General features: G+C 44.0%; 21 protein-coding genes and 1 tRNA gene. 1 reads left to right on the plus strand and 21 read right to left on the minus strand.

What is annotated here, in order from left to right:
* Positions 1-133: 133 nt before the first annotated feature.
* The 19 genes from ACWPVL_RS02890 to ACWPVL_RS02980 all read right to left on the minus strand — a co-directional run bounded on the left by ACWPVL_RS02890 (position 134) and on the right by ACWPVL_RS02980 (position 19368).
* Positions 134-219, minus strand: a tRNA-Leu gene (locus ACWPVL_RS02890).
* A gap of 131 nt (positions 220-350) precedes the next feature.
* Complete coding sequence (gene rbfA / locus ACWPVL_RS02895) at positions 351-701, minus strand: 30S ribosome-binding factor RbfA (RefSeq protein WP_005590924.1); 351 nt, start codon at positions 699-701, stop codon at positions 351-353.
* A gap of 328 nt (positions 702-1029) precedes the next feature.
* The gene (gene infB, locus ACWPVL_RS02900) at positions 1030-3837 is read right to left on the minus strand and encodes a translation initiation factor IF-2 (RefSeq protein ID WP_454386726.1); all 2808 of its coding nucleotides are present in this window, start codon (positions 3835-3837) and stop codon (positions 1030-1032) included.
* A 16-nt stretch (positions 3838-3853) separates the two neighbouring features.
* Entirely contained in the window at positions 3854-4153 is a 300-nt protein-coding gene (locus ACWPVL_RS02905; RefSeq protein WP_005590926.1) for a YlxQ-related RNA-binding protein, read from the minus strand.
* Positions 4146-4442 carry an RNase P modulator RnpM gene (gene rnpM, locus ACWPVL_RS02910; RefSeq protein ID WP_045498837.1) on the minus strand — a complete coding sequence of 99 codons (297 nt, stop codon included), beginning with the start codon at positions 4440-4442 and terminating at the stop codon, positions 4146-4148. Before rnpM ends, ACWPVL_RS02905 begins: the two co-directional genes overlap by 8 nt.
* A gap of 11 nt (positions 4443-4453) precedes the next feature.
* A complete protein-coding gene (gene nusA, locus ACWPVL_RS02915; protein ID WP_454386729.1) occupies positions 4454-5689 on the minus strand; it encodes a transcription termination factor NusA in 1236 nt (411 codons plus the stop codon).
* Positions 5690-5752: 63 nt separating this feature from the next.
* Positions 5753-6241, minus strand: a complete 489-nt coding sequence (gene rimP, locus ACWPVL_RS02920) for a ribosome maturation factor RimP (RefSeq protein ID WP_185761049.1) — start codon at positions 6239-6241, stop codon at positions 5753-5755.
* Positions 6242-6387: 146 nt separating this feature from the next.
* Positions 6388-8274 (minus strand): Stk1 family PASTA domain-containing Ser/Thr kinase, encoded by a 1887-nt coding sequence (gene pknB / locus ACWPVL_RS02925; RefSeq protein ID WP_454386731.1) that lies wholly within the window; start codon positions 8272-8274, stop codon positions 6388-6390.
* Entirely contained in the window at positions 8271-9011 is a 741-nt protein-coding gene (locus ACWPVL_RS02930; protein WP_454386733.1) for a Stp1/IreP family PP2C-type Ser/Thr phosphatase, read from the minus strand. The genes pknB and ACWPVL_RS02930 overlap by 4 nt, the downstream gene beginning before the upstream one ends.
* Before the next feature lie 18 nt (positions 9012-9029).
* Complete coding sequence (gene rsmB, locus ACWPVL_RS02935) at positions 9030-10346, minus strand: 16S rRNA (cytosine(967)-C(5))-methyltransferase RsmB (RefSeq protein WP_454386735.1); 1317 nt, start codon at positions 10344-10346, stop codon at positions 9030-9032.
* Positions 10336-11274 carry a methionyl-tRNA formyltransferase gene (gene fmt / locus ACWPVL_RS02940; RefSeq protein WP_454386737.1) on the minus strand — a complete coding sequence of 313 codons (939 nt, stop codon included), beginning with the start codon at positions 11272-11274 and terminating at the stop codon, positions 10336-10338. The genes rsmB and fmt overlap by 11 nt, the downstream gene beginning before the upstream one ends.
* A 99-nt stretch (positions 11275-11373) precedes the next feature.
* Positions 11374-13779 carry a primosomal protein N' gene (locus tag ACWPVL_RS02945; protein ID WP_454386739.1) on the minus strand — a complete coding sequence of 802 codons (2406 nt, stop codon included), beginning with the start codon at positions 13777-13779 and terminating at the stop codon, positions 11374-11376.
* A gap of 65 nt (positions 13780-13844) precedes the next feature.
* A complete protein-coding gene (gene rpoZ, locus ACWPVL_RS02950) occupies positions 13845-14159 on the minus strand; it encodes a DNA-directed RNA polymerase subunit omega (protein WP_005590937.1) in 315 nt (104 codons plus the stop codon).
* A gap of 26 nt (positions 14160-14185) precedes the next feature.
* The gene (gmk, locus tag ACWPVL_RS02955; protein WP_005590938.1) at positions 14186-14818 is read right to left on the minus strand and encodes a guanylate kinase; all 633 of its coding nucleotides are present in this window, start codon (positions 14816-14818) and stop codon (positions 14186-14188) included.
* 112 nt (positions 14819-14930) lie between these two features.
* Positions 14931-15464: a DUF177 domain-containing protein gene (locus ACWPVL_RS02960; protein ID WP_454386742.1), complete on the minus strand. Its 534-nt coding sequence runs from the start codon at positions 15462-15464 to the stop codon at positions 14931-14933.
* A 143-nt stretch (positions 15465-15607) separates the two neighbouring features.
* The gene (locus ACWPVL_RS02965; RefSeq protein ID WP_454386744.1) at positions 15608-16993 is read right to left on the minus strand and encodes an amino acid permease; all 1386 of its coding nucleotides are present in this window, start codon (positions 16991-16993) and stop codon (positions 15608-15610) included.
* A gap of 206 nt (positions 16994-17199) precedes the next feature.
* Positions 17200-17898: a 3-oxoacyl-ACP reductase gene (locus ACWPVL_RS02970; RefSeq protein ID WP_454386746.1), complete on the minus strand. Its 699-nt coding sequence runs from the start codon at positions 17896-17898 to the stop codon at positions 17200-17202.
* Positions 17891-18127 carry a DUF2829 domain-containing protein gene (locus tag ACWPVL_RS02975; RefSeq protein WP_000141914.1) on the minus strand — a complete coding sequence of 79 codons (237 nt, stop codon included), beginning with the start codon at positions 18125-18127 and terminating at the stop codon, positions 17891-17893. Before ACWPVL_RS02975 ends, ACWPVL_RS02970 begins: the two co-directional genes overlap by 8 nt.
* Before the next feature lie 95 nt (positions 18128-18222).
* Positions 18223-19368 (minus strand): tyrosine-type recombinase/integrase, encoded by a 1146-nt coding sequence (locus ACWPVL_RS02980; protein ID WP_454386748.1) that lies wholly within the window; start codon positions 19366-19368, stop codon positions 18223-18225.
* Between the two features lie 427 nt (positions 19369-19795).
* Between ACWPVL_RS02980 and ACWPVL_RS02985 the strand changes: the two genes are divergently transcribed.
* The gene (locus ACWPVL_RS02985; protein WP_454386750.1) at positions 19796-19990 is read left to right on the plus strand and encodes a hypothetical protein; all 195 of its coding nucleotides are present in this window, start codon (positions 19796-19798) and stop codon (positions 19988-19990) included.
* Here ACWPVL_RS02985 and ACWPVL_RS02990 read toward each other — a convergent pair.
* Positions 19971-20864: a DUF6414 family protein gene (locus ACWPVL_RS02990; protein WP_454386752.1), complete on the minus strand. Its 894-nt coding sequence runs from the start codon at positions 20862-20864 to the stop codon at positions 19971-19973. The genes ACWPVL_RS02985 and ACWPVL_RS02990 overlap by 20 nt on opposite strands.
* A 47-nt stretch (positions 20865-20911) precedes the next feature.
* Complete coding sequence (locus tag ACWPVL_RS02995) at positions 20912-21592, minus strand: helix-turn-helix domain-containing protein (protein WP_454386754.1); 681 nt, start codon at positions 21590-21592, stop codon at positions 20912-20914.
* Positions 21593-21658: the final 66 nt, after the last annotated feature.

Here is a 21658-nt window from a genome sequence, read left to right on the forward strand (position 1 = left end):
TTATTTTATCACTTTTTCATTAAAATTGCTAGTTTTTCCTGAAATTTTAAGTAATTCCCAAGCAATTTTTGAATTCAGACATCTTCAGCTTCTTTGAGAAAACAAAAAAACTGACCGAAGTCAGCTAATTCTATGCGGAGAGAGGGACTTGAACCCTCACGACCTAAAGCGGTCACAGGATCCTTAGTCCTGCGCGTCTGCCAATTCCGCCATCCCCGCGATTGAGTACTTTACTAGTATAACAGGATAATCTCCCCTTGTCAACACCTTTTTTCAAAACTTTTAAAAAGTATTTTCAAAAATAAAAATGAGACAGGACTCGTAAACACTGCCCCATCTCACTCTTTTCATTAATGTTTTTCCAAATTGCGCAACATTTGATCAATCTTATTACCGTACTCAATAGACTCGTCTTTGACGAAGGTCAAGTCTGGAATCTTATACATCTTGAGGTTTCGACCCAGTTCACGCTTAATGGTACCGGTTGCCTTTTCCAAGCCCAGCTGTGCCTTTTGATTATCCGAAGCCAAGTCACTCATGATGCTATAGTAGACCTTGGCCATAGACAGATCGCCCAGCATTTGGACATCGGTAATGGTCACACCTTGGACACGTGGATCACGGACCTTCTTTTGCAAAATCTCATTGACTTCACGCTTGATTTCCATTCCTACACGGTCGGTACGAAAATGATTTGCCATAGGATTTCCTTTCTAATTTTTTCTTCTGCAATATAAGGCTGGGACAAAAGTCCTAGCCTCTCAATTGTCTTTGGATTATCGAGCAAGACGCAGTGGTTGAGTGGGCTCTATTACGCTGATTTCATCAGCTTTTACAGCCCTACTCAACTGTGCGGAGGTGGGACGACGAAATCGAATTCTAACGAATTACCGATTTCTGTCCCACTCTCATATTTTTAGTTTTAGTTGAATGAAAGTCGCTCTAAACTCTTTGTGAAAAGGTGCTTGGGATAGAAGTATCGACTTCCACCCAATATGCTTTTTACTGGGAGTTTTCGGCGGAGTTCTCTTATTTCTTAATTTCTTCCATGATATAGGCTTCAATCGTATCATCCACTTGGATATCGTTATAGCCGTCAATCATGAGACCACCTTCGCGGCCGTTTGTAACTTCTTTCACATCATCCTTGAAGTGCTTCAAGCTAGCTAACTGACCGTCGTAAATTACGACGCCATCACGGATGACACGAACCTTAGAATCACGGGTAACTTTACCATTGATAACCATAAATCCACCGATAGTACCAACCTTGGAAACTTTGAAAGTTTCGCGGATAAGAGCTTCCCCGATGATTTTTTCTTGGTATTCTGGGTCCAGCATTCCTTTCATGGCATCTTCCATTTCTTCGATAACCTTATAGATAATGCTGTGAAGACGGATTTCTACATCATCAGCTTCTGCTTGCTGGCGAGCTTGCGGTGTAGGGCGAACGTTAAATCCAATGATAAAGGCGTTTGAAGCTTCTGCCAAAGTTACGTCGGATTCATTGATAGCACCAACCGCTGAGTGGACAATGGTAATCTTAACACCTTCCACTTCAATCTTCTGCAAGGAAGCAGCCAAGGCTTCTACAGAACCTTGTACGTCGGCTTTAATAATGACGTTAACAGACTTAACTTCACCAGCTTTGAGGGTATCAAAGAGATTTTCCAGACTGACACGATGAGTAGCTTGACGTTGCTTGAGAAGGGCACGTTTAGCACGTTCTTCACCGGCTGCACGCGCAGCTTTTTCATCTTCATAGACGGCAAAGTGGTCACCTGCCATCGGAGTTTCATTAAGACCTGTGATAGAAACTGGCGTAGATGGACCTGCTACTTTGACACGACGACCTAAGTCATTGGTCATAGCACGGACACGTCCGAAGGTATTTCCGACAACGATTGGATCTTGAACATTCAGCGTACCTTGTTGGACAAGAAGGGTTGCAACCGCACCTTTTCCTTTATCCAAACGGGCTTCGATAACCGTACCGATAGCGCGAACAGTCGGATCTGCTTTGAGTTCCTGAATTTCTGCTACAAGTAGAACTGTTTCCAAAAGTTCATCGATGTTTTGGTTGAACTTAGCTGAGATTTCAACAAACTCAGAATCTCCACCCCAAGCAGTTGACATAACACCATGCTCAGCCAATTCACCAATCACGCGCTCAGGATTGGCACCTGGCTTATCGATCTTGTTAATGGCTACGATAATTGGCACATTAGCGGCTTTAGAGTGGTTGATCGCTTCAATAGTCTGAGGCATAACACCGTCATCAGCTGCTACGACCAAGATGGTAATATCGGTAACAGAAGCACCACGCGCACGCATCGAGGTAAAGGCCGCGTGGCCAGGCGTATCCAAGAAAGTAATCTTCTTGCCATTTTCCTCAATCTGGTAGGCACCGATATGCTGAGTGATACCACCTGCTTCACCTGTCGCAACGCGAGAGTTACGTAGAGTATCCAAGAGGGTTGTTTTACCATGGTCAACGTGTCCCATGATAGTGACAACTGGCGGACGTTCTACTAATTCATCTGGATTGATATAGCCTTCTTCGACAAAGAAGCGCTCAATATCAGCTGTATCCACTTCTACCTTCTTCTTAGCTTCGATACCGTAATCTACCATTAGGAGCTCAATAGTATCACCGTCAAGAGATTGGTTTTGTGTTGCCATCACGCCCATCATAAAGAGCTTCTTAACAATTTCAGCTGGCTCGCGCTTGATCCGTTTTGCGATTTCCGCAACGGTCATGCCATCTGTGTATTCGAATTCGCTTGGCAACTCATGGAACTTGCGTTCTGTAACAGGTTTTGGAACCTGATTCTGGTTACCTTTTCCTTTTTTATTTTTCTTATTGTTATTCCAGTTACTGTTTCTTTGATTTCTCACTTGATTTTGACTATTTCGATTCTTTTGTTGTTTTCTTGGACCTTCTTCTTCGCGATCAAAATCATCGCGCTTCTTATCTGGTCGAGCTTGCTTTTTACGACGAGTATCTACCGCAGCTTGTGCTGGTGCAGGAGCAGCCGGTTGGACTGTTTCAGCCGGAGTAGCTTTAAATACTTCAGCAGTTGTTAGCTCTACTTGGACTGGCTCTTTTCGTCTATTCTGGCGTTCCTGCGCTTCTTTAGCTGCTTGAGCCTGTTTGAAACGCTCCTCACTAGAACGTGCGTACTCCGCATTTTGCTCTGCTTTCAGAGCTGCTGCCCGAGCCTTAAAGTCAATTTTCGGACCTTGAGGCTGTTGGCGGTTTTGACCGTTAAATCCTTGATGATTCTGACCATTCCGACGGCCATCTTGACCACGATTATCACGACGGTCATTACGGCGCTCTTGGCGATCGTTGTTGGCCTTGCGGTCATGACGATCACGCTCATTGCTTTCCTTCTGGTCAGAATTTTGTGGTTTCCGATTTTGTTGCTGCTTACGACGCTCTGCTTGTTCCTTGGCACGTGCTTCACGCTCTGCCTTAAAATTTCGACTTTGTGGCCGAGCTGGAGCCGGTTTAGCAGGAGCTTCAGCTGCCGGTGCGTCAGCTACTTTTGGCTCTTCTTTTTTAACAGGGGCCACTTCTTTTTGGACTGGAGCAGCAGGTTTCTCAGCTACTTTTTTGGGTGCGGGCTGGACTGCCACTTCTTTCTCTGGAAGAGGCTTAGCAACTTCTTTAGTCTTAGTCGCGAAGCTAGCCTTGATACGCTGACCTGCTTCTTCTTCTACGCTGGAAGAATGGCTTTTGACTTCTAGGCCTAATTCCTTAGCTCGAGCTACTACCTCTTTACTTTCCTTCCCCAATTCTTTTGCGATTTCGTACAATCTAATTCTAGACAATTCTTGTCCTCCTCTTCTATTGCATAAGAGACCTCATTTTCTTTGTAAAACCAGCATCTGTGATGGCGGCTACTTTACGAGCTTTGCCAATCGCAGTGCTTAATTCCAGTGTTGAAAACACGGTTGACACTTCTATCTTGTAATAATGGCTTTTATCAGTAATCTTTTTCGTCAGATTTGGTCCCGCATCTTCAGCTAGAAAGATCAGATGAACCTTTCCTTCTTGGATGGCTTTGATGACCAATTCTTCTCCTGAAATGATGCGGCCAGCCCGCTGGGCCAAACCCAGCAAGTTTGCTAGTTTTTCTTTATTCAAGACCCAACTCTCTTCTCTTGACCTTGTGATCGACATAGGCAATCAGCTCGTCGTAGAAACTTTCTTCTACTTCCATACTGAAACTACGATTAAAGACCCGTTTTTTCTTGGCCTGCTGAGCTTCTTCGTTATCTAGCTTGATATAAGCACCTCGCCCATTAGCCTTGCCTGTCGGATCAATGAAGACCTGACCTTCTTTATTCTTGACGATGCGCAACAGATCACGCTTGTCAATCACTTCATTTGACACAACTGATTTTCTTAAAGGGATTTTTCTTGTTTTTGCCATATCTGCCTCCCTTATTCTGCGGCTACTGCTTCACTTTCTTCAAGTTCGATTTCAGTTGCCACTTCTGTATCACTCAGCTCTTCCGCTTCAAATTCTGCTGAAGGAGCATCTACTTCGGCTGGTACGTAATCTTGGCCAAATCCACCAAGCTCGTTGGCTGCTTCCATTGCTTCAAATTCGCTGGCTGACTTGATATCAATTCTAAAGCCAGTCAAATGAGCTGCCAAGCGAACGTTTTGACCACGACGGCCAATAGCCAGAGAAAGCTTATTATCTGGCACAACAACGAGTGCTCGCTTGTTGTCTTCTGCATGGAAGATAACTTGATCGACCTCAGCTGGAGCAATGGCATTGTAGATGTACTCGGCTGGATCAGCAACCCATTCGATGACATCGATATTTTCCTCAGTCGGAATCATACGGCCACTTTTGGCATCGTATTTAGCTGGGTGGAATTTGCTGGTAATCTTCTTGATATTGGCACCACCACGTCCGACGATGGTTCCGATCGCATCCACGTTTGGATTGTGGCTGCGAACCGCTACCTTGGTCCGATCGCCCGCTTCACGAGACACGCTCATGATTTCCACAGTTCCGTCGTAAACTTCAGGAATTTCCTGCTCCATCAAGCGCTTGATCATCTCTGGATGGCTACGGCTAACGAAAACATTGACACCACGAGGATTGTCTTCTACCTTGTAGACAAAAACTTCGATGCGGTCATGAGAGGCAAAGACCTCACCAGGAATCTGGTCTTGTTTAGATAATTGTGCTTCAATAGTACCCAGATTGACATAGATAAAGCGATTATCAAAGCGCTCCACTGTTCCTGACATGATTTCATTTTCATGTTCTTTGTAGGTATTGTAAGTGATGGCGCGAGTTTGCTTACGCATCTTTTCCATGATGGTCTGCTTGGCAGATTGAGCTGCTACCCGTCCAAATTCAGCTGGCGCTTCTTCAAACTTGATCTTATCTCCCAACTCATAGGCAGAACTGATAGCCAAGGCGTCCTTGAGACTGATTTCCAAGCGGCTGTCAAAGACCTCGTCCACGACTTCACGGACAGTATAAACATGGAAATCACCTGTTTTTTCATTAAACTCAATGGCTGCGCTGTCTGCCTGACCGTAGCGACGACGATAAGCAGAGCGAAGGGATTCTGTCACTGCTTCGATAATATCTTCTTTTTTAATACCTTTGTCCTCTTCCAAAATACGGAAGGCCTCTAGCATTTCTTTACTCATCTTCATGTAACTTTTGCCGAAGCAAAAGTATTCCTTTCTTCATTATATTATTGCGATCTGTTACTAAAATTTAACGGCCAGTCTTGCTTTTGACACTAGACTATATGGAATTTCAACTTCTTTTTTGCGTGTTTTATCCATATATTCCATGAGCAAGACATCGTCTTCAAATCCAAGTAACGTTCCTTCGAAAACCTTATTTTTATCCAGTGCCTTATAAAGGCTTACATGGATATAGCTTCCAACTGCAGCTGCCACAGCTTCCTTGGTCTTCAGCGGACGCTCCAAGCCTGGGCTAGTCACTTCCAGAAAATACTGGTCAGGAAAAGGATCGGGCTTGATAGAGTCCAACAGAGGACTGATAATATCGGTCAAATCTGCTGTATCATTGACCGTAATCCCCTCGGGCTTGTCTACAAAAACACTGAGAACATAGTCACCGCCCATCTTGCCGTATTCAATATCTACTAATTCATAGGGTTCTTGGATGGCTGGCTCAATGACTTCTCTTACTAATTCAACAATTGTTGCGATAAGACTGCACCTCCTCACAGACAAGAGGCGAAGATACTTCCTCGCCTCTCTTTTATATTCACTAAAATGATTATAGCATAGTCTGCCTTGAAAATCAAGGGATATACTTTTATTTATCTAGAAAGCCTAAAATAGACTCAATCAGATCACTGCGACTAGCTGCCTCACTGATGGCTCGTCGATGCGCTCGTAGAGCCGCTCGAAGAGCTGCTCGAAGAGCTAGAGTGACTTTCCTCCTCGCTCGTGCTGCTTGAAGAGGATGATGGTTCTGTTCGCTCACTTGTACTAGAAGAGCTAGTGACCGTGCCATCTGTTACGTAGAACCTAATCTTGGTATTTGATTTCAATTTGATGCTTTGACCCGCTGCTGGAGACTGGGATATCACCAAATCAGCTTGACTTGACTCTACAGAACTATCGATAACACGCTCGATTCGAGACGCAGAAATTCCCATCTCCACCAGATAGGCCCGTGCATAGGCATAGGAAACTTGGAGATGACCAAAGTCCGGCATTGGAACAGTAGTCACTGTTTTAGCAACGGTCAGAGTAATCTGTTTATTTGACGTCACATCATAAGAAGAGCCTGCAGCTGGGGTTTGGCTGATGACCACTCCTTCTTCAACATCAGAACTTTCTTCTTCTACAATCTTGATCAGCTTCTCAGGAATATTGTAAGTGCTTTTCAGATCTTCAATCGCCTCTGAGGACTTCTTACCAACGTAATTTTCTACTGTAAAGGTTTTTGCTCCTTTGGAGACAATCAAATCCACTTTACTGTTTTCACGACGTTGACTATTAGCTGGTGGATCTGTCTTGATGATCTTACCTTCCGCCACTTTATCACTGTAGTCCTCCTTGATCTCTCCTACCTCAAGACCCTTAGCAGTAATGGTCGAACGAGCTTCCGCCACTGTTTGTCCTGCTACATCTGGAACCGTAGTATTGGCAGGACTCTTGTAGATCAGAAAGAAAAAGGCTGCAAAAACTAAGAGAATAGCTAAGAACAGAACTTTGTATCTAGCTCTTAAATGACGTTTTTTCGGCTTTTTGACTGGAGCTTTCAAAACAGGTCTCTCTCTCTTCACATCAGCCGCAACTTTAGGAGCCACTGCTTCTGCGACAGGACTTGGAGCTGACTGAGGAATTGGAGGAACTTTTGGCAAAGTTTTAGTATCTGCCTTGGCCCCATCATCAAAGACCAGTTTCTTTTCATTTCGACGGTCATAAGATAAGCTACTGGACAAATCAACATACATCTCTGCAACGGATTGATAGCGATCGCTCAGCTTTTTAGCTGTTGCCTTAATGACCACATTTTCCAAGGCCTGAGGAACATTAGGATTTTCTGCGATGATTGAAGGCAGAGGTTTTTGGAAATGCTGCAAAGCGATCGTCACAGCACTATCTCCGTCATAAGGGATATGCCCTGTCAACATCTCATAGAAAATAATCCCCATGGCATAAATATCGCTCTGAACAGTGGCTTTGGAACCCCGTGCCTGTTCTGGCGAGAGATAATGCACCGACCCCAGCATCGAATTGGTCTGGGTCAGGCTGGTCTCTGCGAAAGCCACGGCAATTCCAAAGTCTGTTACCTTAGCATCGCCATCTGGTGTCAAGAGGACATTTTGTGGTTTTAGATCACGGTGGACAATCCCGCGTGTATGCGCCAGGCGCATAGCCAGTAGGATTTGCCCCATGATTTTGACTGCTTCTTCGTTTGAAAGTGGAGAATTTTCTTTGATGTAGCGTTTGAGGTCAATCCCAGACACATATTCCATGGCCAGATATTGCTGACCATCTTCTTCTCCAATATCGGAAATCCGGACAATGTAAGGATGATCCAAGTCCGCCATCGCTTTGGCTTCTCTCTGGAAGCGAGCAACTGCAATAGGATCCGTCTGATAATTGGTTCTAAGAACCTTTACAGCAACCTCTTCACCATCAAGTATCAGATCTCGGGCCAGATAGACATCTGCCATGCCTCCACGGCCAATCTGTTTGATGATTTTATATCGCCCGGCAAAAATCTTGCCGATTTGAATCATTCCTGTTCCTCCTTGTCAAAACGAACCAGAGCAACTGTGATATTATCCAGCCCTCCAGCATTGTTGGCAAAGCGAATTAAGGTTTCAGTTTTTTCAGATAGGCTGATATCGCTGGTGACAATATCATAAATTTCGCTGTCTGAAATCATATTGGTCAGACCGTCACTGTTGAGCAGAAGGTAATCACCATCTTCTAACGTAATCATGCCATAGTCAGGCTGCACTTCGTCTTTTTGACCGATAGATTGAGTAATAATATTTTTCTGCGGATGGCGTTCCGCCTCTTCTTGTGTAATCTGTCCAGCCTTGAGTAAAGCATTAACAAGTGAATGGTCACTAGTTAATTGGCTATATTCCTCACCACGAATCAAGCCAATGCGAGAATCACCAATATGAGCATAGATGGCTTGATTATCAATAATGGCCAAGGCTTCTAGCGTTGTGCCCATGCCCTTGTATTCTTCATCCTGACCAAATTGGTGGACGCGCTGATTTTCTTGTTCCAAATGTTCTGCAAACCATTCACGGACTTGGTTCACTGAGTCAATCTGAGTATCAACCCATGCGGCACCCAGGTCTGTTACAGCCATTTCGCTGGCAATGTTACCAGCTCTGTGACCACCCATACCATCAGCCAAGATAATCATGGTCTTGCCAGCCCGATTTACAAAAAGATTGGCATAATCCTGATTATTTGTCCGCTTTTGACCAACATCTGTTAATATTGAAATTTCCATACTGTCAGTTTCCTCCTCTTAGTCTGATATCTTCCTAAATTGACTGATAAAAAATCCATCGCTTCCATATAATTCCGGCGTAATCAAGATACAGCCGTCTTTCACGATATCTTCTCTTTCATGTTCTAGTCTAACTTGCTCAAAATTTGGATGTCTTTCTAGAAATTTCTTGACTACTTCAAAATTCTCTGCAGACACAATCGTGCAAGTACTATAAGTTATTATACCACCTTTACGTAGACTTTGACAAACGCTGTCTAGTATATCCAGCTGAATTTTTTGTAAATTTTCAAAATCAGCATTTTCTTTATTGTACTTAATGTCTGGTTTCCGGCGGATTAAGCCGATACCAGAACAGGGAGCGTCCACTAAAATCTTATCAAATGCATTTGGTCCAAAAGTCTCAAATACCTTGGTCGCATCCAGTTTTTTTGTCGTGATTTTATCCGATAAGCCTAGACGTTCTGCATTTTGACGAATCAAGTTCAGCTTGTGATCGTAAAGATCCAAGGCTGTAATCTGGCCGCTTGTCAGATAGGAAGCCATGTGCACTGCCTTGCCACCCGGCGCACTGCAAGCATCCAAAATCTGCTCATGGCCCTCAATCTGCAAGGTTGGAGCAACCAGCTGGCTAGACTCGTCTTGAATGGTAATCAAGCCTTTTTCAAAGAACTCATGACCAGCAAAATGGCCTTGCCTCTTGACCAAGGCTGAAGGGGCTAAGAGCGAATCGTCCGCATCCAAAACTGCTTTAATTTCTTCCTTTCGAGCCACATCCGTCACTCGAATGCTGGCCTTGTTGCGCTCAAAGAGACTAGCAAAGATGGCTTCCGCGCGTTCTTCCCCGTATTCGTCAATCAACACCTTGACCAGCCAGACTGGCAGAGAATACTGGACTGAGTAGCGCTTGTTCTTGCGTTTGATAGTAATCGGATCGGCCGCACCGTCCCGCTCGATTTTCCGCAGGATCGCATTGACATATTTTTCACTGCCACGCTTGCGGCCTTTTGCAATCTCAACAGCTTCATTGACAACAGCATGCTGGGGGATTTTATCCAGATAGAGCATTTGATAGAAGCTGAGCTCAAGCAGGATATAAAGCCAAGCATCCAGCTTGTCTCTATCCTCCACAAAATGAGCCAGTTGCCATTCCAGGGTAATTTTGCGAGCGACCGTTCCATAGACCAGCTCGGTGACCAAACTTTTATCAGCTGAACTGAGGGCACTCTGTTTCAGAGCCTTATTAAGGGCAATATTGGAATAAGCTCCCTCTTCAAAGACTTCTTCTAGAATTTCAAGAGCAAGCTCTCGAGCTCTTTTTTGCTTACTTTCCAAATTCATCACCTACTGCTAAACTTCGACCCAGACCGTTGAGAAAGTCCTTGATGTCCATCTTAGGCTTGCCGAATGGCTGCACCGTCTTTAGAGAAAGGGCTCCCTGACCCGCTGCGACCACTAATTCTTTCTTGCTGATTGTCAAGATTTCACCTGGACGACCGCTGCCTTCCACTTGGCTAACTTCATAAATCTTGAAGCGCTGACCAGCTAGCAGGGTATGGGCTACCGGCCAAGGATTCATGCCCCGAACCTGATTGAAAATCTGGCGACTGGTCTTTGTCCAATCAATCCGCTCTTGCTCTGGGCTAATATTCGGTGAAAAAGTCACCAGCTCTGGATCCTGAGGCTGAACTTGAATCTCTCCCGCTACATAGGCTGGCAAGACTTCTAAAAGAAGATCGCGACCAATCACAGCTAGTTTTTCAAAGAGAGTTCCCACGTTATCAGACTCTTCAATAGCTGTCGCTCGACTGGCAATCATATCACCAGCGTCCATCTCCTTGACCATTTCCATAATGGTCACACCTGCTTCTTGGTCACCATTTATCAAGGCATAATGAATAGGCGCTCCGCCACGGTATTTTGGCAAGAGAGACGCATGGACATTCACTGCGAAGTTAACACTGTCCAGCAAACGGCTAGGCAGAAATTGGCCAAAGGCTGCTGTCACGATTCCGTCAGCTCCCAAGTTCATAATTTCTTCCAATTCAGCGCTTTTAGCCAACTTTTCTGGTTGGTAAACTGGCAAGTCATTAGCTAAAGCCACTTCCTTGACCGGTGTCATACGGATTTCCTTTTTGCGACCCACCGCTCGGTCTGGTTGAGTAACCACCGCTAAAATTTCATATTGTTCGCTTTCCAGCAGGCCTTTTAAGACTGTTGCTGAAAAGTCAGGCGTTCCCATAAAAATTAATTTCACTGTCATTTCCTCAAATCTGTCGCAGAATCCCATCCCTGCGACTGTTTTTCTTTCTATTATATCAAAAAAGCGAGCAAAGCTGACAGCTCTCGCTCACTTTTGCCATCAGATAAAATTCTGGGGTTCATTATCAATACTGAGCCGCAGGTCCTTGTTTTCCGCTTGCTGCGTTAGTTCCAAGACCCGATTGAGTGTAGCTTGCAGGTCATCCTCAAAGCGATACTTCAGTAAAATCTGATAGTGGTAGAGATTGTGGGTGCGGGCAATGGGTTTGGGTGTGGGACCCAAAATTTGCACCTTGTCCGACAGGCCACTCCGTAAAATATCCATGACCTGATAAGATTTCTTGACTACCGTTTCCTCATCCTTGTGGGATAGGGTCAGCCCGACTGTATAGTAATACGGCGGATAGCCCAACTGCCGACGTATTCCCATTTCATAAGCGTAGAAGCCTTCGTAGTCCTGCTTTCTGGCAAAGTCAATGGCATAGTGATGCGGGTTGTAAGACTGGATAAAGACTTGTCCTGCTTTTTCAGCCCGACCTGCCCGACCTGCTACCTGAGTCAGCAGCTGAAAGGTCCGTTCAGAAGAGCGAAAATCTGGCAAATTCAATGCCGTATCCGCATTGAGGACACCGACCAAGGTCACATTAGGAAAATCCAGTCCCTTGGCAATCATCTGAGTTCCCAGCAGAATGTCTGCCTGCCCCTGACCAAAAGCCTCTAGGAATTCTTCGTGACTCCCTTTCTTACGGGTCGTATCCACATCCATCCGCAGAATGCGAGCCTCTGGAAAGAGAGTCGCCAGCTCATCATAGGCTTTCTGCGTTCCTGTACCATAGTAGCGAATGCTGCGACTGGCACAATTAGGACAGGTTTGCGGAATGTCCTTGGTAAAGCCACAGTAATGGCAGTTCATGGTTTTGGTATCCATATGCAAGGTCAGAGAAATATCACAGTTGGGACAGGTGTCCACCGTGCCGCATTCCCGACACATGACAAAGCTGGAATAGCCTCGCCTGTTGAGCATGAGAACCGTCTGCTCGCCTTTCTCCAGACGATCCTGAATAGCTTCTAGCAGGACTGGAGTGAAATTACTAGCTTCATTTTGCCCGATATAATCTCGGAAGTCCACCACTTGAACCTGAGGAATCTGTGCCAGCGGATTGGCCCGCTTAGTCAACTGCAAAAAGTCATAAACGCCTCGGCTGGCTCTGGCCCTGCTTTCTAAGCTAGGAGTCGCCGAACCCAGTACTAAGACAGCTTGATTGTAGCGAGCTCGCAGGATAGCTACATCTCTGGCATGGTAGCGAGGATTGGAGTCCTGCTTGTAGGAAGACTCATGCTCCTCGTCAATAATGATGGCTCCGATATTTGTCAGCGGAGCAAAGATGGCCGAGCGCGCACCGACAACGACCTGAGCCTCTCCCCGCTCCACCTTGCGCCACTCATCATACTTCTCACCGTCAGATAGGCCTGAATGCAAAATAGCCACCTTGTCACCAAAGCGCGAGATAAAACGGTCGGTCACCTGAGGAGTCAAAGAAATTTCCGGCACCAGCATAATCGCGGTCTTTCCTTGGATTAGAGCCTCCTCAATCACCTTGAGATAAACCTCGGTCTTGCCACTCCCCGTCACTCCTTCTAGCAAAACGGGCTGAGCGTCAGCTTGGCCGATTTTTTGACAAATCGCAGTGACTGCGGCTGCCTGCTCCTCATTTAGAACCAGCTTTTTATCCTGTCGCTCCTTTTGGAAATGCGCTGCAGACCGGCTGACCTCTCTCTCCTCTGTATGAAGAAGCTCCTTTTCTAAGAAAATATTGACGACTGCAGGTGAAAAGAGTTTGCGTAAGTCTTTGAGAAGCCCTGATTGCGGATTTTCCAGCAGAAATGCCTGAAGCTCCTGCTGCTTTTTCGCTCGGGCAGAAGGCAGAAACTGAGCCAATTGCTCTCTATCAACTTGATACCAGGTTTCTGTCTTGATATGCTTACGGTCCGTTGCTTGGTATTCCAAGCGAATCTTACCAGCCTGAGTCAACCGCATGAGCTTGGACTGACTTTTCTTGTCCAAATCAGAAAAACGAAGACTAGCTTCCTGACCGAAAATGGCCTGCCGCTCCTCAGCTGAAAGCTGCTCCGTTGGATAAAGCAACTTGTCATAGCTGGAATTAAGAAGACTCGGTAACATAGCCTTCAGGATGGAAATTTTATAGGAAAAGACAGACTGGCGCAACTGGTCAGCCAACCAGAGCTGCTCCGCATTGAGAACTGGTCTAAAGTCCAGAACTTCTGCAATATCTTTCAATTCTCCAATCTGTCCAGCCAAATCTTCAGCTGTCTCATCCGCCAAGCCAACAATCAACCCTTGAATCAACCGACCGCCCTTACCAAAAGGCACATGCACCCGCATCCCAGCTTGCAGCATGCTAGAAAACTCCTCTGGAACCGCATAGCTGTATGGTTTGTCCGTCTGCATCAGAGGAACATCAACAATAATCTTGGCAATTTTCACACTCTCACCCCGCTTTCTCTAAACGCCATATTCATAGAAAAAAATAAGATTGAGTAGCCCCAACCTTAAATCTTCTCACCCTCTTCTTTTTCTTTGGCAATTTGTTCTTTGATCTTGCGCTCTTCTTCTTCTTTGCGCAGGCGTTCTTCTTCCGCACGTCGACGAACTGCTTCGCGTTTTCCTTCTGGATCTGGGTGAATCACAACATTACCAGATTCAATTTCTTCCAAAGCACGTAGCGTTGATTTCACTGACTTGAAATCCTGAGTTGGCTTAGCACCAGCCTCTAGCTCATGGGCACGCTTAGCTTCTAAAATAACCAAAGAATATTTTGACGGTACCTTGTCCAACAAGGTGTCAATAGACGGTTTTAACATCATAATTATTTACCTAATTTCTAACTTTATTAACGGACGACTGCTTCATCCTTAGGAAGCATGTCTTGGTAGTGACCGATGACCCGGTCTACACGAAAATGCTCGGCTTCAATCACACGTTTCACACGTTCAGCTGCCAAAGGCACTTGGTCATTGACAATAGCGTAGTCATACTCACGCATCAAGGCAATTTCTTCTTTTGCTTTCTCAATCCGCTGAGCAATAACGTCTGCACTGTCTGTACCACGGCCAACCAAACGGTCTTTCAGCTCTTCCAAGTCTGGCGGAGTCAGAAAGATAAACACAGCATCGGGCACTTTTTTCTTGACTTGGAGTGCTCCTTGGACTTCGATTTCCAAGAAAACATCTATCCCTTTATCCAAGGTCTCATTGACATAAGTAAGTGGAGTCCCGTAATAATTGCCAACATACTCTGCATACTCGAGCATCTGCCCTTGACGGATCAACTCCTCAAACTCTTCACGAGTGCGAAAGAAATAATCAACACCATCAACTTCTCCAGGACGCTGCGGACGAGTCGTCATAGATACAGAATACTGAAACTGATTGTCCGTACTCTCAAAAATTTCCCGTCTTACTGTTCCTTTTCCAACGCCTGAGGGGCCAGAAAAGACAATTAACAAGCCTCGTTCTGTCATCATATCTCCTTCACAGTCTTTCTATCTAGTGTAACAAAATTGCGCTCATATTTCAAGAAGATTCAAAGAGATTTCCTTGATAATACTCTAGAATTCTACTAGATTTTAGACGCTTTTATTCATCAAATAAGCCTTGAAGGCTGGCGAAAGGACTATTGGCTTCTTTCTTCTCCATTTGCTGCTTTTGGTAGGCTTCCTCCGTCAACACCTGCCAGTCATTTCCCGTAGGCATACTCGCACCAGCCTCCTCTTCAGGAGTCAAAACTTTTAGCGGAATATGAAGTAAAATATTGTCCGCCACACTGGCTGCCAGATCGATCGAATCTCCCTCAAATGGCAGAACCAAATCATCTTCAAGCAAATCTTTTTGCACAGAGCTATCTTCAACGGAAGCAAAGACTTCATGAACCGTGTAGGCTTCCTCTCTATCAACCGGAGCCATACTGCGACTAGAAGCGAGGGTAATCTTATAGGTCAAGGTGTAATCCAAAAAATAAAGCCCATTTTCATACTGAGCCTGACCTCTGGCCACGATCTTCTGGATATCTAGCACTTCACGATTACGTTCTTTTAGCTCTTGCGCCAAATCAAAGTCTTGATCAAACTGCAAACCGCCAGCATTTTTCTTAATTTCTTGAATATTTAACATTTCAGCCTCGTTTTACATTATTTCTTTCTTCATTATATCATTTTCTCGACCAAATACCTATACCCCAAATAGCCAATGAGACAAGAAAAAGAAAATCTCTCAGCCAGCTAGACTGAGAGAAAACATGTTTTTCCTACAAGGGGTTATTTTCGGAATTTGAACTGGCTGTAAAGACCAAAAACGATGATCCAGACAGCTGATCCGATTGCTCCCACTACCGTTGACTCTTGTAAGAAAAGAGTGACAAAGACAAAGGCAAAGAAGAGCATGGTCAAAGGATTGAGAAACTTGTAAGCTGGCATAAGGTAACCATCTGCCATAAAATCTGGTGACTTACGATATTTGAGGTGGGCCAGCATAGTCAGACCATAGATAGCGATGTAAACACCAGATGAGGAAGCCGTAATCAGAGCAAAGGAGTCCGATACTCCCGGAAGAATCTTGATAAAAGCTGCAAAGGCAATGACAGCCGCCGAAGTCAAAATCGCATTCTGCGGAACGTTTTGCCGAGACAGCTTCCCAGCTCCTATTTTCTCAAGAAAAGGATTGGGCGTATCGTGGGCAATCTGATACAAATGGCGACCTGTTGAGTAAAGGGTCGAGTTCAGTGCGGAGGCCGCTGAGGTCAGAACCACGAAGTTAATCAAGGCTGCCGCCCATTTGAGACCAGCTAACTGAAAAACAATAACAAAGGGAGAATCAGCCGTTGCCAGTTTTTCCCATGGAATGATAGCCATAATGGCAAGGAGAGAACCCCCGTAAAACAAGACAATCCGCAAAGGAATTTCTTTGATGGCCTTTGGCAAGACCGCTCGTGGATTAGCCGTTTCAGAAGTAGTAATACCGATAAATTCAATGGCCTGATAGGCAAAGAAAACCATCTGGAAAGCCATGACAAAACTTACAAAGCCATTAGGGAAAAGCTGAAAACCTCGGCCAATATTCCCAAGACTAGCTACTCCGTGAGGCGTTTTAAAGCCTGTCAATACCATAAAGACAGCCGTTGCAATCAAAGCAATGATGGCTACAATCTTTATCATAGCAAACCAAAATTCGACCTCGCCGAAGACTCTAACCGCTATCAGATTGACCAAGCTAAGAAGAGCTAGAAAGACAAGCTGAATCATCCAAGCTGGCCAGTCAGGAAACCAGTACTGCACATACTGGGCAACAGCCGTAATCTCAGCCATTCCGATAAAAATCAGAGAAATCCAGTAGGACCAACCAGAAAAATACCCCCAGCCAATTCCCAAATATTTGGTAATAAAGTTGATAAAGGTATGCTGGTCAGGGTCGTAGTAAAGCATTTCCCCAATCGCCCGCATCATCAGATACATGAAAAGGCCCGTCAGCATGTAAATCAAGATGATAGACGGACCAGTCAGACTAATCGAGCGCCCCGCCCCCAAGAAAAGTCCCGTACCAATGGTTCCAGCAATGGCTATAATCTGAACATGCCGATTTTGTAAGCCGCGTTCCATACCATTCTTTTCTATTTTTTCATTATTTTTCAACTCATTTTCACTCATTCGATCATTTCCTTTCACAAATCGCTTTATTGTATCACAATTCAGACAATTCTGCTAGAAATTCTTTTATTTTTATCAAGAAAAGTTAGAAAAAATTTTCATTTATTAAACAATGGTCAACTTCTCTAGTCTCCAGCCCACGCTCTTAAAATCGTCTTCCCTCTTTTAGATTTGGCCGCTGAAGGAATTTCAAAATCAGCAAATCCCTACTTCAAACTCCAGCCACCGTCGATTTTAATAATTTCGCCCTGCATAGCAGCTGCCTTACCGCTTGCCAGAAAGAGACTAACATCTGCCACTTCCTGAGGATCTAGCCAGCGCTTGATCGGCGTTTCGTCTGCCACCCAATCTGCCAGTCCGCCTGGCTCAAAATCTGAGGCAGTCATAGCTGTCTTGACAGCGCCTGGCGCTAGGCCAAAGACTTGGATATTTTGATCCGCATAGTCCAGGGCTATCTGCTTGGTCAGACCAGCCAGAGCATGCTTAGAGGCTGTATAGCCAGCACCGCCACCGCCAGCCAGAAAGCTAGCAATTGAGCACATGTTAATGATGATACCAGACTTTTTCTCCAGCATTTTCTGCAGGTAAAAGCGGGTGATTTTCATAGTTGCGGTCAGATTTAGTGCGAAAATCTGCTCCCAGTCCTCGTCACTGGTCTCGTGCAGGGGACGATAATCGTCCAAGACACCTGCTGTATTACAAAGAATATCCACCTCAGGCAAGCTGGTGAAGAGCGGTGTCAAATCCCCTGTCAAATCCATCTTGACAAAACGCAGCTCATTGAGAAAGCCTGGATTTTCATTCTTGTCCACCCCATAAACTCGGTACCCATTTTCCAAAAAGGTCAGAGCCTGAGCTCGGCCGATGCCAGAGCTAGCTCCCGTCACCAGTACTGTCTTAGTCATTCACTTCCACCCAATCTGTCGCCAGCACATCACAAGGAGTCGGACTCCACATGGAGAAGCCCTCTCCTTCGCCTGAAACATTGATGAGGAAATAAGGTGTCACCTCGAGAGCCACCCCATTCTGCTCAATCGTGTCAAAGAGCTGGACGTAGTTTTCCGCTCCACCCCAGCCTGTACGTACATATTTTTTCTTGGCCTTAAGGCCTGGTAAAATTTCTTCAAATGTCATAGTTTTCTCCTTTATTGTCTATAAACCTTGATTTGATAAGGTTTTTGAACCTCTGAAATGAGGTGGTTTTTAAATTTGTTCACCTTTTTGTGGACTTACAGGTCATTTATAGCTTTTTCGTAGTATGAAGCAGCCTCTTTTTCTTTGTCCTTGGATAGGTGACTATAGATGTCCATGGTCATAGCCAAGGTAGCATGGCCTAACCGGTATTGTAATTCTTTATAGCTGATACCAGCGTTGAGCAATAAACTAGCGTGAGTATGGCGGAAGGCGTGGAAAGTAAAGCGGGGTATTCCAATTTCTTTGCAGCGCCGATCCAGGGAATCTTGCCTTGTGGCCATATTCTGATATTCTTTGGTCGGGATAGCAAATACTACAGACGGAGCACGCGCCCCATCTTCTACGAATAGTTGCCTTTGCCTATTTTTGTAGAGCTTCAGCATATTGACTGTTTTCCGGTCAATACTAATCACTCTAACCCCTGCCTTACTTTTAGGTGGGCCTACTAGATCCACCAGCCTATTATAATTCTTTGATATGCTGATGGTCGCATTCTCCAAGTCGATATCAGACCACTCCAGAGCCACTGCCTCACCAAAGCGACAACCAGTCGCAAGTAGTAGGCTATACAGCACATAATCAAAATAATGACTGTATTTTTTGAATGCCAGCTTCTCCATATAGCCTAAAAGAGACTTCAAGTCCTCCGGAGCGATAAACTTGATTGCTTTACTCTCACGCTTTGGCTTCCTGGGTAGGATAATATCCCTCGCTGGGTTGAATGGCAAGAGCTGCAGCGAAACGCCATATTTTAAGATACGGCTATTTATCGAGTGAACCACGCCAAAGTGAACCAAGCGACTTGATAAGTCATTGATGAAACTCTGGATATAACTAGCGGCCAGCTTATCCAGCTTCACCTTTCCAAAAACCGGGATTAGGTGGCTATTCACCATTCTTTCTGTCGCTATGAAGGTTTGGGGTTTGACAGTCAGCCGGTAACTTTCTAGCCATAACTTAGCCAATTCTTGATAATTCTTCACCCGCACAGTTTTATGAACCGTTGACCCGTTCGCTTTAAAGTCAAGCTGCGCGTGCTGGATTTTGCTCTTGACCTCTTTTTTTGTCCGTCCAGTGATACTGGTTTTTACTTTCTTCCCTGTTACCTGATCCACTCCCAGATAGACACTTGCGCGGTACACGTTGCTACCGTCTTTCTTTTTGACTTCTGTTATTTTCATGATATACCTTTCCATCAGCAGGCAAGCTGTTATTAAAAAGATTTTAGATTGAATTAGGTTTATATCATGCTAGGAGTTACGAGAACCCCTCTATTTTTGATTTTAACGAGTTGAACGGTCAAATATACCAGAAAAGAAAACACGCGCTTAAACGGGCTTGTATTGCGTTTTAAAACGTGGCGTGTTTTGGGTGAATAATCTAGGTCAAGAAATGAGATTGTGAGGGTATGAGACTATTCATCCGATAGGTGCTTGATTTGTCTTTCAAAGTCCGAGTTTATCTTTTGGGTTTTGTTGAATAGATTGTAAAAATCAACTTGGCTAACAACTTCACGACCACTTCATATTTTGAGCTGTTTCCATTTTGGAAATAGTTGCTTTTTAATCTAATTCGTTATAAAATAGTGGCGAAAGGTGGTGCAGTAACATGTTTCCTTTTTTTACTCACGTTAACCAAGAACGCCAAAAGATAGAGCAATCTAAAAAAGAAATGGAACTGCGCCATAAAGAGTTTGCTGATAGAGCTCACAGGGATATCCAAATAAGCAAGGAAGAACTCACTTTAAAAAGAGAGGTCTTCAAACAACGATACGGACATTTTTTTAGTCCTCGAAATAAATAGCAATAGGTCTTACGAGGTGGTCATCCTTGGATATCATTCCAAATGAACCAAGCATTATATTTAAGATCGTTGTTGGAGCGTATTTCAACATCAAATTGCTATCTGTCATATGAGAGAAGTCGCTAGGTATTTGTTCATCAAAAGTGGATGAGCAGATACCTAGCATTTTTATTTTTCTCTTTCCGAGTTGCATAAAACTAAGTTGAACACTTTGAACTCTAAGAAATTCAAGAGGCAGTATGCTGAAGGTATTGCTGATCTTAATTAGATTTGTTTCAGGTAATAACTTTTTCAAGTAGGATGACATATGTTTAATCATTTCGAAATTATTCCAACCATTTATCGAAAGTGCTTCTTGGATTTGTTTAGCTCTACTTAGATGTTTCTCTTTGCCTTTTATTTTTCCATATTCTGATTTCAGCGCTTTGAATTCATCATATTCAGGGAGTAGGAATCCTATTTCTTCCAAATCACTTGTTTCGGCTAATTGTTCAAAGTTGAATACTGTTAATTCACCAGATGTAGAAATTAAGTCACCGTCTTTATAATCACTATGTTTTATTAGATGTTCCTCCTCAAGACAAGTGATAAGCAAGTCTAATGAATAATCATCCAGAGCAGTTTCTACTAAATTTTTATTTGACTTAGAAAACACAAAGTTGTAACTATCGGCGTTTGTTGTAGAATATCTACCCGAAGCTTTTAATAGAGCAGAAAGACCAATCTCGCTGGATGTAGTCGCTTGTTCTGTACTACCTTCAGTTCTAGCATCGCTCTCGCTGTCTTCATTCACCAACTTCGTAACCAGACCTGAGTTTTGTTGCGCCAACAATGAATTGACTAGCTTGGTATCTAAATAAATTATTTCTTTCATTGTGTTTTTTCTCCTTGGGTGTGTTTTATGCAGTTGTGGCGCGTGGGTTAGTCAATTTTGATAATTTTGTCCACTTGAACTTCTTTAGGTGCGTGTGAACTTCCATAATCATCAAAAAATGAAATAATCACCTTGTCGTTTTTATTTAGAGAAATTTCCGTTAAATACTCTTTTGTGGGGTGAAAATCATACCTATATGCAGAAATCACTGTTTTAGAATTGAGATAGTGATTTTTTAGCACCTCAATTACATCATTATAAAAATGTGTTTGAAATCCAACGGGTAACGATGAAATAAAATTATAGAATTCCTTATACCCAAAGTTTCCGCTATCTTCATCTAGTGAAAGGCGTACCCACAGTTTGATACTATCGTCATCAGTTGGAGAATCAATATGTTTTGGGGAGAAAAAGAATAATTTAGCGATATAAATCCTCTCACTATGAGGAGATTTTAGGTTAATCGCGATTACATTATCCCCATCTTCTTTATACTCATAGTTATCTTTATTGTAAACCTTCCAGATATAAGGACTATATACAAAAAAATCTTTTAGTTCTATTCCAAGGTAATTACATAACTTATCAACGGTATCAAATTGAACACCTTTCCCAGTATTTTCTGCTAGAGCCATCAGAGTGGTTTTAGAAATACCAGTATCTTCATAAACGTCTGCTATCTTCAGACCTCTTTCGGCCATTAGTACAGCGAAATTTGTCTTAATCATTGTAAGTTTCCTCCGTAGCTAAATTATAACCGATATTGTAAAAAAAAACAAACAACAAAAAAATAT

It is taken from the genome of Streptococcus sp. Marseille-Q8145, assembly GCF_965112035.1.

Coding starts and splice junctions, on each gene's coding strand:
- rbfA (WP_005590924.1), bottom strand. CDS start 701: ATGGCAAATCATTTTCGTACCGACCGTGTAGGAATGGAAATCAAGCGT.
- rnpM (WP_045498837.1), bottom strand. CDS start 4,442: ATGGCAAAAACAAGAAAAATCCCTTTAAGAAAATCAGTTGTGTCAAAT.
- nusA (WP_454386729.1), bottom strand. CDS start 5,689: ATGAGTAAAGAAATGCTAGAGGCCTTCCGTATTTTGGAAGAGGACAAA.
- pknB (WP_454386731.1), bottom strand. CDS start 8,274: ATGATTCAAATCGGCAAGATTTTTGCCGGGCGATATAAAATCATCAAA.
- ACWPVL_RS02930 (WP_454386733.1), bottom strand. CDS start 9,011: ATGGAAATTTCAATATTAACAGATGTTGGTCAAAAGCGGACAAATAAT.
- fmt (WP_454386737.1), bottom strand. CDS start 11,274: ATGACAGTGAAATTAATTTTTATGGGAACGCCTGACTTTTCAGCAACA.
- rpoZ (WP_005590937.1), bottom strand. CDS start 14,159: ATGATGTTAAAACCGTCTATTGACACCTTGTTGGACAAGGTACCGTCA.
- gmk (WP_005590938.1), bottom strand. CDS start 14,818: ATGATGACAGAACGAGGCTTGTTAATTGTCTTTTCTGGCCCCTCAGGC.
- ACWPVL_RS02960 (WP_454386742.1), bottom strand. CDS start 15,464: ATGTTAAATATTCAAGAAATTAAGAAAAATGCTGGCGGTTTGCAGTTT.
- ACWPVL_RS02965 (WP_454386744.1), bottom strand. CDS start 16,993: ATGAGTGAAAATGAGTTGAAAAATAATGAAAAAATAGAAAAGAATGGT.
- ACWPVL_RS02970 (WP_454386746.1), bottom strand. CDS start 17,898: ATGACTAAGACAGTACTGGTGACGGGAGCTAGCTCTGGCATCGGCCGA.
- ACWPVL_RS02975 (WP_000141914.1), bottom strand. CDS start 18,127: ATGACATTTGAAGAAATTTTACCAGGCCTTAAGGCCAAGAAAAAATAT.
- ACWPVL_RS02980 (WP_454386748.1), bottom strand. CDS start 19,368: ATGAAAATAACAGAAGTCAAAAAGAAAGACGGTAGCAACGTGTACCGC.
- ACWPVL_RS02985 (WP_454386750.1), top strand. CDS start 19,796: ATGTTTCCTTTTTTTACTCACGTTAACCAAGAACGCCAAAAGATAGAG.
- ACWPVL_RS02990 (WP_454386752.1), bottom strand. CDS start 20,864: ATGAAAGAAATAATTTATTTAGATACCAAGCTAGTCAATTCATTGTTG.
- ACWPVL_RS02995 (WP_454386754.1), bottom strand. CDS start 21,592: ATGATTAAGACAAATTTCGCTGTACTAATGGCCGAAAGAGGTCTGAAG.